Source organism: Streptomyces sp. NRRL WC-3618 (genome assembly GCF_001280005.1).
Taxonomy (GTDB): Bacteria; Actinomycetota; Actinomycetes; order Streptomycetales; family Streptomycetaceae; genus Streptomyces.
Window position 1 is genome coordinate 1 of record NZ_LGDW01000084.1, and the last position, 13,645, is coordinate 13,645.

The window sequence follows — 13,645 nt, forward strand, 5'->3', positions numbered from 1 at the left end:
GCGCATCGCGCCCATCGCCGGCAGCGTGGCGCCCGCGACCAGGCCGGCGGTGACCGTCATGACTTTCCGGCGGCTGTGGGGGTGTTGGAGCCAGGACATGCGAGATCAGCTTCCTCACGTGTGGGGGACCGAGAGCCGAAGTTCGATATGTCGGACATGATTCCGAGTGCCGAACGGGAATATAGGAGTGGACGGGAGGGGTGTCAACACCGCGTAATCAGCGGGCAATAAGCGGGTAATGAGCGGCTCGCCCACAGCAGTCGTCGTTCGGTGATCGTGCGCGTTTCGGGGCTCTCGAATTCGTCCGGGCCGAGTACTCACATCGGCAAGGTGTGGCGCTGCACCGGGAAGAGCGGCACGCCCGCCCCCGCCCGCGCTCGGCGCGTCGAGCGGGCGGGGGCCCTGCGCGGGCAAGCGTGATCACCAGTCCGAGGGCTACCCGACGTCCTCGTGAAGGCGTCTCGGGCTCACGAAGGAGAAACCAGGCGCACTTCGCGCAGCCGGATGGTGGTCACAGGGCCGACGGCTTCGAACCGGATTTCGACGGGACCGCCGGGGCGGTCCGTGTGGAGGGGGAGCATCTGGGTGATTTCCTCCCCCTCGGGACCCGGGGTGGGGGTGAGCGTGCCCAGCGGGTGTCCGCCGGCCAGTACGCGGGTGGGCCCGGCCTGTGGGTGCGAGAGGTGGGTCACCTGAAGTGCGGTGGCGGCGTGGTCCGGGTCTGTCAGGCGGTAGGACCACCACCCGGTGGCGGTCCGCCACCGTTGCCCGTCGGTGAGGCCCGACCAGGTGTCCTGCCCCTGGAACTGGTGGTCGCTTTCGGGCTGTTGCTCGCCGGCGGCAACGGCGTCAACGGTTGTCTCGCGCAGCGTGAGCGCCGCGTCGTCGGCCGCGCGCAGTTGCGCCCGCCGCTCCTGGAGCCGCTGCGGTTCGGCCAGGGGGAAGTAGAGGGTGTAGCGGGATTCGTGGATGTCGGCGAACGGGACCAGGACGACGGACTCCCCCGCTGGCGTGTCCGCGTGGTCCAGGGCGAACGCCAACCGGTCCGGGTCGAGCCGGCGCACGACAGTCGCCGCATCGGAGGAGGCGCGGGTGAGCACGACGGGCAGGTTCTCCAGGGGGCGCAACGGGCCGCCCGCGATGTGCCCCATCCGGGAGTCGTCGGCGAAGAGCCCTGTCAGATCTTTGCGGTCGCCCTCGGCCGCCAGGACGCTCGGCCCGAAGCGGAACGATACCCATGGTGAGCCGTCGGGGAGCAGTTCGGCGCTGATGCGTGGGCGAAGGTGCACGGTGACCGTGTCCCCTTGGCGCCACTGCCGCTCCAGCCGCAGGTATGTCAGGGGCTGGCCGCCTGCTCCGGGGCGCGTGCTGAGCGGGAGCGTCCCGCCCTCGGGCGGCGCGCCGTTGATGCTGACCCGTGGTGTTCCTTCGTTCCAGCTGGGGACACGCAGGTGGACCGCCGTGGGGGTGGCGGGGGCCTGGTGCACCACGAGTGCGACCTCGTCGTCGTAGGGCGCGGTCCCGGTCTGCTCCAGTACGAGGTTCTGTTCGGGCAGGCTGAGCCGGGAGGCGATGAAGAGGTTGACGAACAGGTCGCTGCCCTCGGCGGTGTAGATCAGCTCGCCGTACTTCGCGTGGTTCTCCAGGCCCGTACCGACGCAGCACCAGAAGCAGTTCTGCGACGTGGACACCACGCGGTAGTGGTCCGGCCGCACCGGTGTGAAGTAGACCAGTCCGCCGTCCGGGTGCAGGGAGGACAGGATGTGGTTGACCGTGGCGCGCTCGTAGTAGTCGAGCACCTCGGCATCCGGTACTTCGAGGAACAGTGCGCGGCTCAGCTTGAGCATGTTGTACGTGTTGCAGGTCTCGGGGCCTTCCGGGGACTGCAGCGCGGAGCCGAAGTCGTCGCGGGGGTGCAGGTGTTCGCGCACGGAGTTGCCGCCGAAGGAGAACGTCCGGTGCCTGGTCACGGTCTGCCAGAAGAAGCGGGCGGCGTCCCGCAGGCCGGGGTCGCCGGCGACCCCGCCGAGCCGCTGGTATCCGACGGCTTTGGCGATCTGGGTGTTGGCGTGCATCCCGTCGAGGACGTCGCGGTGCTCGCGCAACGGGCCGAGCAGGGACTGGTCGAGGAACCGCCGTGCCAGGGCGGCGTAGCGGTCCGTGCCGGTGACGTCGGCGAGGTCCGCCAACGCCTCGCACATCCCGCCGAACTCGGTGCGGAGCATGGCTTCGTGGGTTTTGTCGTCCATCCCCGCCGCCACCTGGTCCCACCAGTCGGCCAGTCGGCCAGCCGGCGGACGGAGGTCAGGGCCAGGTCCGAGCCGGCGTACCGGTGGGCGTCCAGCAGGCCCGCGAAGAGCTTGTGCAGGTTGTACCACGGCACCCAGGCACCGCCGAGCTCGAAGGAGTCCGGCTCCACCTGCCCTGCGGCCACCCGCTGCCACAGCCTGACGCCGTCGGGGATGCCCCCGACGTAGCCGGTGCCCAGGGCGTCCTGGCACTCGACGACGCCCTGAACGAGACGTTCGACCATGGCCCTTGGCCGGGGATCGTCCGTCACCGCGCTCATGAGAGCGGCACCCGACAGCGCGTGCCCGACGGTGTGACCGTCGAGCCCCGAGTTCTCCCAGTTGCCGTAGGACTCGGCAACCGGCGGCAGACCCGCCTCGCGCCGCAAGGGCGCGAGGAGCCGGTCGGGGTCGAGGGACAGCAGGTATTCCAGGGCGGTGGCCTGCGCATCGAGGAACGGGCCGGGGAGAAGGCGGACCGCGCTGCGGGGAAGTGACTGCATGGGTGTTCGTTTCCTTCGTTCGAACGCTGCGGCCCCGCAGGAAGAGCGGGTCGCACGGATTCGCGTCTCGACCGGTACTGCGGGCCGACCTGCGGGCATGGCCACAGGGCGGGACGACCGCGGTTGGTCGTGCGTGATCAAGAATCGCCCTCCTGCCCGCCGGCTGCTCTCAATAGCCGATCGGGCTCCGTCGGCAGGGGTGCGGTCCTGCGGCCTGGGGGAGGGCGTGCGGACCGCATCGCTTCGCAGTGGTCGTCGATGTCCCAGGCGTGCCCGTCGTCGGGGAAGTCGAAGAACAGCGGGCGCATCGGCGGGGCGCCGGTGCGGTGGGCGTCCTCGGACAGCCGCGTCAGATACGGGCGCAGGCGCTCGCGCAGCGACAGATGGTCACGGAGGATGCCGTACGCCTCTTCCCCGTAGGACCAGACCTCGTTCGGGCCGCCGGTCGCCTCCGCGAGGGCCGGGGTGGTGGGGATACGGGCTCTTGTCGGCGAGCAGTTCACGCCCGGAGTCGGCGTGCAGGAACCTCAGCCGACCGTTCACCGAGGCCTCGACTGCGAGGCGGCCGTTGACCAGGCGGGCGGAGCCGTCGTCCGCCACGGACAGTTCAGCGTGCCGGGAGGGCGGGGGGCTGTCCAGCGCGCCGGGGGCGGCGGGATCGATGGTCCCGGACGAGGCCCGCACCCGGACCGCGTGCGGCCCCCAGGGCTCGATGCGGAGGATCTCTTCGGCGGTGTGGCGTCCCAGGCCGCTGCGAAGACGCGGTAGGACAAGGCAGTTCCTCTGTTCTTCCTCACGGCCCGTGCGGGTGACGTGGCCAGGGTCGGACGGTGCCGTCTGTGGTGCTTGACGGCACCGTCCGACCCTGGCCGGGGGCGGTGTTTCAGGAGAGCTTGATCAGGGTGTAGTCGTCGCAGTATCCGGCCGCGGAACCGGTGTCCTTGTAGCAGTAGACCGCCGCCGAGGTGTTGGTGCTCCCGGTGGTGAAGAAGACGGGCTGCTGGGCGTAGGCCGTGCCGGTGGTACGCAGGAACGTCTCGGTGCCGCCGAAGCTCTTCACACCCACGGCGACCTGCTCACCGCCGGTCGAGGCCTTGGCCCAGCCGGCCAGCAGATAGGTGCCACTGGAGGCGAGACCCGTGACGGACTGCTCGACACCGCTGGCGGCGGCGCCGGTCTGCAGGGCGTACGTGCCGGTGCGGGCGTTGGAGGGGACCACGTTGGCACCGGTGCCGCTGCGGATCCAGGGGCTCAGGGAGCCGGTCTCGAAGCCCCCGTTGGTCAGGACGTTGGCCGGTGTGGAGATCTTCTCGACCGCGAGGTCGTCGCAGGTGCCGGTGCCGGTGCCGCCGGTGTTCTTCCAGCAGTAGATCAGCGCCGAGGTGTTGGTGCTGCCGGTGGTGAACAGCACGGCGGTCTGGGAGTACGACGTCGTCGCCACGTTGGTGAAGGTCTCCGTACCGCCGTAGTTCTTGACGCCGATCGCGAGGGTTTCGCCCGCGTTCGCCACCTTGGCCCAACCGGTCAGCAGGTACGTGGTGTTGGGGCTGAGGCCGGTCAGGTTCTGGTTGGCGCCGCTGCCGCTCGCCTGGGTCGTCAGCGCGAAGCCGCCGGTGCGGGCACCCGTGGAGGTGACGGACGGGACGGCGCCACTGTTCGTCCAGGGCGTCAGGGATCCCGTCTCGAAACCGGCGTTGGAGACGAGGTTGCCGCCGGTGCCGTTGTAGGCGCCGATGTTGGGCGCGGCCGTCGCGGAGACCGTGTTGCCGAAGGCGTCCTGGCCGCCGTTGCCGCTGATGACCGCTCCGGCCCGGATTATGGGGGAGGAGGGGTGGACCTGGTAGGCGTCGGTGCCGGTGTACGAGGAGGAGGTGTCCGCGTTGCCCGGGTTGCGGAACTCGGGGTCGGTGACGACCTTCGCGGCGTCAGCGGGCTCGGAGGAGGGGTGCTGTCCGTAGAAGAGGTTGTTCGAGTAGACGGAGCCCGCGCCGGTGCCGACGTAGCCCCCGGAACCGTAGTTGAAGACCGCGTTGTTCCTGAAGGACAGGATCCCGGAGGCGCTGGTCCTGCCGCGGCCGCCCGTGATCCACGTGCTCAGGCCGTTCCTGACGTAGAACGTGTTGTTGTAGAACAGCGGGGCCATGCCGCTGCTGCCGCTCTTGTTCGGGATGTTGCCGGGGAAGTCGATGACGGCGTCGGCGTGGTTGGAGGTGCCGGATTCCGGACAACCGGCGTTGGTGCCGTCGTTCTCGCTGATGTTGTAGCGCACCACCGTGCCGTCACTGGGCACGGTCGAGGTGGGCTCGTTGGCGATGGAGAAAGGCGGCATCATCAGCAGGAAGCCGCCGAGGTTCTGATGGCTGTAGTTGTACTGGAGCGTGGTGTTGTGGTTGCCCCAGTCGACGTCGAAGCCGGTGCCGTCCTGGAAGTTGGCGTGGCAGAAGACCTCGTTGTTCTGGACGACGGTGTTCTGGCTGCCGGCCATCCAGATGCCGGCGGACGCCTTGTTGCAGTACTGGCCGGAGGGCGGGCAGGTGCTCTTCAGCCCTCCGTGGCCGGCCGTGTTGCCGTCGATGAGGGCGCCGTCTCCCTTGACCACGAGGATGTCGTCGGCGCCGTCGTAGGTCATGGTGTTGTCACGGATGACCGCGTTGGTGGTCAGTCCGGTGCCCTGGCCGTCGTGGTCGGGGGTGACGGCGACGGCGATGCGGTCGACGTGGTCGAAGGTGTTGTTCTCGACCACGATGTCGTCCCAGGTGGAGACGTTGGTGGTGTGGTCGGTCTGGATGCCCACGCCCGCGTTGGTGGCGTACCACCCGGCCGGCCAGCCGCTGATGTCGTGGATGTTCATGTCGTGCACCCGGATGTGGTGCAGGATCCCGCCGGAGCTGTTCTCGGCGAGGACACCCGAGCGGTAGTCGGGGGAGGCCGCGGGGTTGGTGAGTTCCAGGCCGCCGATCTCCCAGTACTGCTGGTTGAGCAGGTGGATGACCGGGCCGGTGGCGCCGCCCGCGTTGATGACCGGCTTGGCGCCGGTGCCGTAGGAGCCCATGGTGATGGGGCTGCCGGAGGCGCCCGATCCCTGCGGGGTGAGCTGGCCGTTGCAGGTGGTGCCGGCGGCGAAGAGGATGCTGTCGCCCGCGCCGAAGGTGGTGTTGTTGACGCCGGTGACGGAGTTCCAGGGGCTGGCCTGGGTGCCGTTGCCGTTGGTCGCGGCCGAGCAGTCGACGTAGTGGTTGGTGCCTGCCGCCATGGCGGCGGGGGCCGGGAGGAGGAGGGCGGAACCCGCCAGTGTGGCGAGGAGGGTGAGAACGCGGGACGCCCTGAGCCCGGGGCGGTCCGTTCTGCGACGCTTCATTGCGACGCTCCTTGCTGGGTGAATGTGTCCCCCGCGTCGCGGGATGCGACGCGGGTCTTCCTGCACCGGGCGGGTCGGCCGAAGCGGATACGTCCGGAATCTGTGGCCGGGCGCTTCAGGGGGTGGAGAGCGCCGCCGGGAGGGAGGTTTCGAGGACGGAGGCGTGACGCATGCCGGGCGGCAGCGCCAGGGACACGGGTTCCCACTCGACGCCGTCCTTGCTGCGGGCCGCTCCGTACCGTCCTTCGAGGAAGTGGTCGAAGATCATGACCAGCTCGTCCTCGCGGCGGAAGATCGACGGCCCTTCCACCACCGAGGGAGTGACCGGCCCCACGGAGGAGGCGTACGGCCCCCCCGGGGTGTCGAAGGTGATCAGGTGGATGTCCTTGTGGGCGGTCGTGAGGTCGTTGGTGCCGCGCTCGTCCTTGAAGGCCATGAGGAATCCGCCGCCGTCCGCCTCCCGCACGGTCGCGTCGATGACCGAGTGCCCGGGGTCGAAGAAGACCTCGGGCGCCGAGAACGTCCGGAAGTCCTCGGTGGTGCAGTGCCAGATGCGGTGGTCCTGGCCGATGTGCTCGTAGTCGCGGCCCTCGGCCGTGCTTCCGGCGTCGACGACCGACGACCAGATGAGGTGATACAGCCCGGTCGCGCGGTCCAGGAAGAACTCCGGGGCCCAGGCGTTGTGGGCGCCCTCCACGGAGGACATCACCGGGATGAGCTCCTGGGGCGACCAGGTGAGCAGGTCGGCCGACGTGGCGTGCACGATGGAGGGGCTCGTCCAGCCGTCGGTGGCCAGGAGATGGAACAGGCCGTCGGGGCCCACTCCGATGAACGGGTCGCGCAGTCTGCCGGTGCCGACCGTGCCCCGTAGAACGGGCCGGCCGCCGTTCACCGCCGCGAACTTCTCGCCGTCGTGGCTGTAGGCGAGGTGCAGTGCCTCGTCGGCGTCGGTGAAGTATGAGACCACGTACATCGTGGGATGGTCCTTCCGGGACGTCGGGGCGCGAGGTGCCCCGGACGGTGGGGTCGGTCGGGTGACGTGACTTGGAGCCGTGGACCGGCGGGACGGGCGACCGGGCCTGTCGGGTGTCCGGTCGGCTGATCCGGTGGGCTGCCCGGCGCGGGGGTTTCTCGGCGGACGGGCACGCCACGGATGAGCCCGGGTCTCCTACTTGACCGCTCCGGCGGACATGCCGGCGACCACCTGGCGCTGGAGGAAGATGAAGATCACGAACAGCGGGAGTACACCGAGCAGGGCGGCGGGGAACAGGGTGGTCGGCTGCACGGTGTGCGGGTCGATGAAGGAGTAGGCGTTGACCATGACGGTCCGCTTGTCCGGGTCCTGGAGGAACACCAGGGGCACCACCAGGTCGTTCCAGACCTGAAGGGCGACGAAGGTCAGCATCGTGCTGGTTACCGGCCGCAGCAGCGGCAGGATGATCGTGAAGAACGTACGGAAGGCGCCACAGCCGTCGAGCGAGGCCGCCTCCTCCAGGTCGACCGGGATGGAGCGGATGAAGCTGGTGTAGAAGAACACGGCGACCGGGAGGTACAGGGCCGTGTAGATGAAGACCACACCCGCGTAGCTGTCCAGCAGGTTGAGGTCGCGCATCAGCAGGTACAGCGGCGCGACCACGACGAACACCGGGATCGACGTCCCCAGGATGAACAGCCGGTACATCGCGGTGGACCAGTGCTGGGTGATGCGGGCGAGCGGATAGCTGGCGAGTGAGCCGAACACGGTGACGGCCGCACACGAGAGCCCGGTGATGAGCAGGGTGTTGAGCGTGCTGCGCCCGTAGTGGATCTGGTTGAACGCGTCGGTGAAGTTCTTGAGCGTCAGCGAGTGCGGGATGCCCAGGGGGGACTGGGCCACGTCCGCCGCCGTACGCAGTGAGGTGACGACCGTGAAGAGGAACGGCAGGACGAACAGCAGGGTGCCCAGGCAGAGCAGGACTGTGCCGAGACCGCTGCCGAGGCGTCGTAGCGGATGGGGGGAGGCCCCGCCGGTGGGAGTGGGCCGGGTTCCGGTGGGCGGCGCGGAGATGTCTGTAGTCATGGTGGCGATCCGTCAGTTTCCTGTTCGTGTGCCTTGTGCGTACGCCGGTGCGTGTGCCTGTTCGTGTTCCGGTGCGTGTTCCTGTGCGTGCCGTCGGCTCTGTGCGCGCCGTCGGTGCCGTGCCGTCAGACGCGTCGTTCGCGGAGCCGGAGCAGGGAGGAGGTGGCGCTGGACAGGACGACCACGGTCACGAGGAGGACGACCGACAGCGCGACTCCGTAGGCGAACTTCCCGCCGCCGAAGACATTGCGGTACACGAGGAGGGTCAGCGTGTCGGTGGCGCCGGCGGGGCCGCCGTTGGTCAGCACGAGCGGGAACTCGAAGACCTTGAGTGAGCCGATGAGGCTGAGCGTCACGTTGACGGTGAGTGCGGGGGCGAGCAGCGGCCACTCGATGCTGACGAAGCGGCGCAGGCCGCGCGCGCCGTCGAGTTCGGCGGCTTCCAGCAGTTCGGTCGGCATGTTCATGTAGCTGGCGAGGAAGATCGCGCAGGAGTAGCCGGTGAACATCCAGATGTTGACGGCGGCCACCGAGTAGAGCGCGGTGGAGGTGTCGCCGAGCCAGACGTGGGTCAGGCTGTGCAGGCCGATCGAGTCCAGCACCGCGTTGATGCCACCGGTGGGGGCGAACAGGTACGACCAGATGAAGGCGGCCATCACCGGGGAGATCAGGGCCGGCGTGAGCAGCACGACGCTGAGCGCCTTGCGGACCTTGGGACGATGGAACAGCATGCTCGCGAAGAGCAGGCCGAGGCCGTTCTGCACGACGACGACCACGGCCGCGTACAGGACGGTGTGCCACAGGGCGGCGGTGACCTTCGGGTCGTCGGCCATGGCACGGTACTGCTCGGTGCCGACGAAGTTGGCGATGGGGCCGCCGAGGCTGTCGGTCATGCTCAGGTAGATGCCGCGGGCCAGCGGATAGAGCATGAACACGCCGTACGTGACGATCGCCGGAAGCAGGAAGGCGGCCATGGTGGCACGCCGTCGGTGGAACACGGGGATCTCCTATTGCCAGGATGGCCGGGCCGGGGGTGGGGGCGGGGCGGTCAGGGGACGCTGACCGGTGACCCCCACCCCGGCTGACCAGGGGTGAGCGGCTGGGTTACTTCGCGGACGCCGCGGTCTGGATGTCCTTCAGCGTCTGCGCGTCGGACGCCTTGCCCAGCAGGTACGCCTGGATCTTGGAGCCGGTCTCGGTCTCGGCGGCCCCGCCGTACCAGGTGTTGGACGGGAGGATCCGGTAACGGCCGTCCTTGAAGGCCGTGGTGAAGGACGTCGTCTCGGTGCTCTCCGGCGTCGTGCCGCCCGTGAAGGGCGATTCCGCGTTCTCGGCCGCCAGGAACTTGCCGAGGTTCTCGCTCTGCGACCAGAAGTCGACGTACTCGCGTGCCGCGTCACCCTGCTTCGACTGGGAGTTGACGCCCCACATCGTGCCGGCGAACAGCATGCCGTTGGGCTTGGTGCCCGCGTCACCGCCCGGCCAGGGCGCGAACGAGACCGGGAAACCGGCCTTCTTGATGTTGGAGACCTGCCACGCGCCCTGGTACCAGAAGGCGCTCTTTCCGGCGCTGAAGTCCGCCGGGCCCTGCGACCACTCGTCATTGCCGAGCTCGTTCTTCCAGTTGACGTACCCCTTGTCCTCCAGGGTCTTCAACTGCTGCAGCGGGCCCTTCCAGTCCGGGTCGAAGGACGCCTTGCCGCCGAGGAAGTCGGAGTCCCACTGCTTGTTCTTCTGGTAGACCAGGGTCGAGCCGCTCGCCTGGAAGACGGACCCGCCGGTCCAGCCGCTCTTGTCGGGCAGCGCGATGGGGTTGATGCCGGCCTTCTTGACCTTGGCGAGGTCCGCGAGGAACGTCGGCCAGTCGGCGGGGACCTCGGTGACGCCCGCCTTCTTCAGCAGGTCCATGTTGGCGTACAGGCCGATGCCGATCAGCTCCATCGGCATGGCGAGGGTCTTGCCGTCGGCCTGCGCGAACGGCTTGGCGTCCGGGGCGATCTTGCTAGCCCAGGACTCCCCGGACAGGTCGGCGAGGTAGCCGGAGGCTCCCCACTTCTTCATCTTGTCCGTGTCGACCATGATCACGTCGCCGGCCTTGCCGCCGAGCAGCTCGGGCTGGAGCTTCTGGACGTAGGTGTCGTTCGCGGTGATGTACTCGAAGTCGACCTTGATGTTCGGGTGCGCCTTTTCGAACGCCTTGTTGATCTCCGCCACGTTCGCCGGCTCCGCGCCGCCGCCCTTCCACGCCTGCACGTGAAGGGTCACCTTGCCGTCGGCGGAGGTGCCGGACGATCCGCCACCGCACGCGGCCAGCGACACCGCCATGGTGGCGACGGTGATGGCGATCGCGAGACCTCTCCCAGAACGCTTCATTGCATACCTCACCCATCGTCGGTCGGGGCCGACTTGTCATCTCTGAAGGGATGTGAACGGGCTGGTCGGTTTCCGTGTGGGGTAAGCGCTACATCCGGAAAAGGACCGGTCGACCCGTGTTTGCGGCGATCGTGACTGCCGATTGCCGGGACTGTAACGCAAAACTTAGGCGACATCTAGATGTAACTTTCGGTGGCTGATCGACTCGGCCGGGGCGCCTCAGCAACCCCTTGTTGCGCGGAAGTTATCGTTGACGCGCTTGCAGCCTTATCGTTACAGTCCGCTGAGCGTTCACGGGTCGAAGGAGTTCGAGTGGCAGGACGGGTGACCATCGCGCAGGTGGCCGAGGAGGCCGGTGTTTCCGCGATGACCGTGTCCAACGTCGTGAACGGCAGGCCGGGGGCCTCCGAGGAGACCCGGCGCCGCGTCATGGAGGTCGCCGGGCGACTCGGCTACCGGCCGAACGTCGCGGCCCGCAACCTCAAGGCCGGCCGTAGCGGGCTCATCGGTCTCATAGCGCTGGACCTGACCAGTCAGTACGGGCTGGAGATCCTGCGCGGCGTCGCCGACGAACTGGCCAGTGTCGAACAGGAACTGCTCGTCAACGCCACGTACCACGACGCGGTGCGGGAGAAGGACCGGATCCAGTTCCTGGCCAACGGTCTCGTCGACGGTGTGCTCATGATCGCGCCCGTCCTGGAGGACGACACCGTCAAACTGCTGCGCCGGCAGAAGCTGCCCTGCGTCATCATCGATCCCCGGCGCCTGGACGTACCGCTGCCCAGGCTGACCGTCGACAACTACCACGGGATGCGGCAGGGCACGCAGCACCTCATCGACCTGGGGCACACCCGCATCGCCTACCTCCGAGGCGTGGAGGATCTGGAAAGCACGTCTCTGCGCTTTCAGGGCTTCGAGGACGCGATGCGGCTCGCGGGCCTGGAGGTCGGGGAGCAACTGGTCGCCTCGTGCGACTTCTCCTACGCCAGCGGCTTCCGCGCGGCCGAACGGCTGATCGACGAACACCGTCCGACGGCGATCGTCGCCGGTGCGGACCTGATGGCGCTCGGCGCGATAGACGCCGCCCGGGCGCGAGGCCTCGACGTGCCCGCCGACATCTCCGTCGTCGGCTTCGACGACCTCCCGCAGGCGGCGCAGAGCTACCCCGGCCTGACCACCGTGCGTCAGCCGCTCCACGACATGGGCCAGAAGGCGGCCCGCGCCCTGCTGTCCCTCATCGAGGGGCAGCGACTGCTCATGGAACACATGGAGGTGGGCACGGAGCTCGTCGTACGCAACTCGACGGCCCCGCCACCCGGCAGCGCCCAGACCACCGCCGAGCGGAGTCTGCCGGGGACCGGCGCCGCGTGACGTACGCGATGACGCACTCCAGACATGAGACGACACCCCGCGCCTGGTGCTCAGCGCCGCGACGGCCGGCCTTTCGACACCGTGAGGGCGCTCTCATCACCTCCAGCACGATTGCGGTCCCAGGATCTGAAGGAATCCGCCGCGCGGCTGTCGTGTCCCGCCCTACCTGTCCAGGAGATCAGCCATGACCCGTTCCACACGTCCGCTGCCCGAGCGACATCTGCGTCCGCCCATGGGCTGGAACAGCTGGGACTGTTACGGCACCACCGTCACCGAAGAGGAGGTCCTGGCCAACGCGACCTTCATGCGGGACCACCTGCTGAGCCACGGCTGGGACACCGTCGTCGTGGACATCCAGTGGTACGACCCCACGGCCCGCGCCCACGGCTACAACCCGGATGCCCCGGTGGTCCTCGACGGCCACGGCCGCCAGTTGCCGGCGCCGAACCGGTTCCCTTCCGCGGCCGACGGCGCGGGATTCGCGCCGCTTGCTGACCGTGTGCACCAACTGGGGCTGCGTTTCGGCCTGCACATCATGCGCGGAGTCCCGCGCCGCGCCGTTGCCGCCCGGTTGCCCGTCGCCGGCACTGACTTCACCGCCGACGAGATCGCCGACACCACCTCGGTGTGCCCCTGGAATCCCGACAACTACGGCCTGAACCACGACCACCCCGGCGCGCAGGCGTACTACGACGCCCAGGTCGCGCAGTTCGCCGAGTGGGGCGTCGACTTCATCAAGGCCGACGACATGCTCTTCCCGTACCACGAGCGGGAGATCTCCGCCTATGCCCGGGCGATCGCCCGCAGCGGCCGGCCGATCGAACTGAGCCTGTCCCCGGGCACCGACGTCTCCCTCGCTCACCTCGACCACCTGCGGGACACGGCCACGATATGGCGTGTCTGCGACGACCTGTGGGACCGGTGGGAGGACATCGAGGCCCAGTTCTCCCGCATGGCCCGATGGGCCCCCTGGCAGGGTGAGGGCGGCTGGGCGGACGCGGACATGCTGCCCCTGGGCCGTATCGGCATCCGGGCCGAGCGGGGCGATGACCGCCTGTCCCGGCTCACCCGGGCCGAGCAGATCAGCCTGCTGACCCTGTGGTTCATCTCCCGCTCCCCGCTGATGATGGGCGGCGACCTGCCCACCAGCCCGCAGGAGACGATCGAACTGCTCACCAACGACGAGGCGCTCGCCGTCCTGTGGCACAGCAGGGACAACCGCGAGGTCCTCCGGGAGAAGGACCTGGTGCTGTGGACCGCCGGCGACTCCGACGGGCGTACCCGCTACGCAGCCGTGTTCTCCCTGGCCGACGCCCCCCAGCAGGTCACGGTACCGCTCGGCTCCATCGGGGCACGACCCGGCGACCGCATCCGGGAACTGTGGACCCGTACCGACACACCGCATGACAGCCACTGCCTGCGCATCGACCTCCCAACCCACGGCGCCGCCCTCTACCGCCTCTCGCCGTGAAAGGTGCGAACTCAGGCCCCTGGTGCCGGACCGGCGGCAGCCGGTGAGAACGGGCCGGGGAGGCGCGAACACCCCCGCAAACAATCACCTGGCACCAGTGGGTCACAGGCAATCGCCAGGTCACCACCGACCGGGTTCTGCACGTGCGGCGGCGGGCTCGGTCCTGCACCGAGCCCGCCGCTCCCACTCCACCTGTTCCTGATCGCTCGCTGTGACGCTCAC

Annotated in this window: 9 protein-coding genes and 1 pseudogene; 2 read left to right on the forward strand and 8 right to left on the reverse strand. The window is 68.9% G+C overall.

Annotated features, from left to right (window positions below; translation table 11 throughout):
• Nucleotides 1-467: 467 nt before the first annotated feature.
• From ADL01_RS11085 to ADL01_RS11120, 8 genes and pseudogenes are all read right to left on the reverse strand, one after another.
• Nucleotides 468-2,444 (reverse strand): beta-L-arabinofuranosidase domain-containing protein, encoded by a 1,977-nt coding sequence (locus tag ADL01_RS11085; RefSeq protein WP_324614595.1) that lies wholly within the window; start codon nucleotides 2,442-2,444, stop codon nucleotides 468-470.
• Nucleotides 2,336-2,890: pseudogene (locus ADL01_RS47725) on the reverse strand (beta-L-arabinofuranosidase domain-containing protein); the annotation flags it as partial. The gene ADL01_RS11085 and the pseudogene ADL01_RS47725, both read right to left, overlap by 109 nt.
• Before the next feature lie 38 nt (nucleotides 2,891-2,928).
• Nucleotides 2,929-3,294: a TIM-barrel domain-containing protein gene (locus ADL01_RS47730; RefSeq protein ID WP_053741771.1), complete on the reverse strand. Its 366-nt coding sequence runs from the start codon at nucleotides 3,292-3,294 to the stop codon at nucleotides 2,929-2,931.
• Nucleotides 3,295-3,674: 380 nt separating this feature from the next.
• On the reverse strand, nucleotides 3,675-6,149 hold the full coding sequence (locus tag ADL01_RS11100) for a carbohydrate binding domain-containing protein (RefSeq protein ID WP_053741772.1): 2,475 nt from the start codon (nucleotides 6,147-6,149) through the stop codon (nucleotides 3,675-3,677).
• Between the two features lie 115 nt (nucleotides 6,150-6,264).
• Nucleotides 6,265-7,122, reverse strand: a complete 858-nt coding sequence (locus ADL01_RS11105; protein WP_053741773.1) for a glycoside hydrolase family 43 protein — start codon at nucleotides 7,120-7,122, stop codon at nucleotides 6,265-6,267.
• Nucleotides 7,123-7,317: 195 nt separating this feature from the next.
• On the reverse strand, nucleotides 7,318-8,208 hold the full coding sequence (locus tag ADL01_RS11110) for a carbohydrate ABC transporter permease (protein WP_053741774.1): 891 nt from the start codon (nucleotides 8,206-8,208) through the stop codon (nucleotides 7,318-7,320).
• A 125-nt stretch (nucleotides 8,209-8,333) separates the two neighbouring features.
• Nucleotides 8,334-9,206 (reverse strand): carbohydrate ABC transporter permease, encoded by an 873-nt coding sequence (locus tag ADL01_RS11115; protein ID WP_053741775.1) that lies wholly within the window; start codon nucleotides 9,204-9,206, stop codon nucleotides 8,334-8,336.
• Nucleotides 9,207-9,312: 106 nt separating this feature from the next.
• Complete coding sequence (locus tag ADL01_RS11120) at nucleotides 9,313-10,581, reverse strand: ABC transporter substrate-binding protein (RefSeq protein ID WP_053741776.1); 1,269 nt, start codon at nucleotides 10,579-10,581, stop codon at nucleotides 9,313-9,315.
• Between the two features lie 312 nt (nucleotides 10,582-10,893).
• Here ADL01_RS11120 and ADL01_RS11125 point away from each other — a divergent pair, with 312 nt between their 5' ends.
• Both ADL01_RS11125 and ADL01_RS11130 read left to right on the forward strand, forming a co-directional pair.
• Nucleotides 10,894-11,952, forward strand: coding sequence for a LacI family DNA-binding transcriptional regulator (locus ADL01_RS11125; protein ID WP_063783500.1), 1,059 nt, complete (start codon nucleotides 10,894-10,896; stop codon nucleotides 11,950-11,952).
• A 184-nt stretch (nucleotides 11,953-12,136) separates the two neighbouring features.
• On the forward strand, nucleotides 12,137-13,423 hold the full coding sequence (locus ADL01_RS11130; RefSeq protein WP_234354586.1) for a glycoside hydrolase family 27 protein: 1,287 nt from the start codon (nucleotides 12,137-12,139) through the stop codon (nucleotides 13,421-13,423).
• Nucleotides 13,424-13,645: the final 222 nt, after the last annotated feature.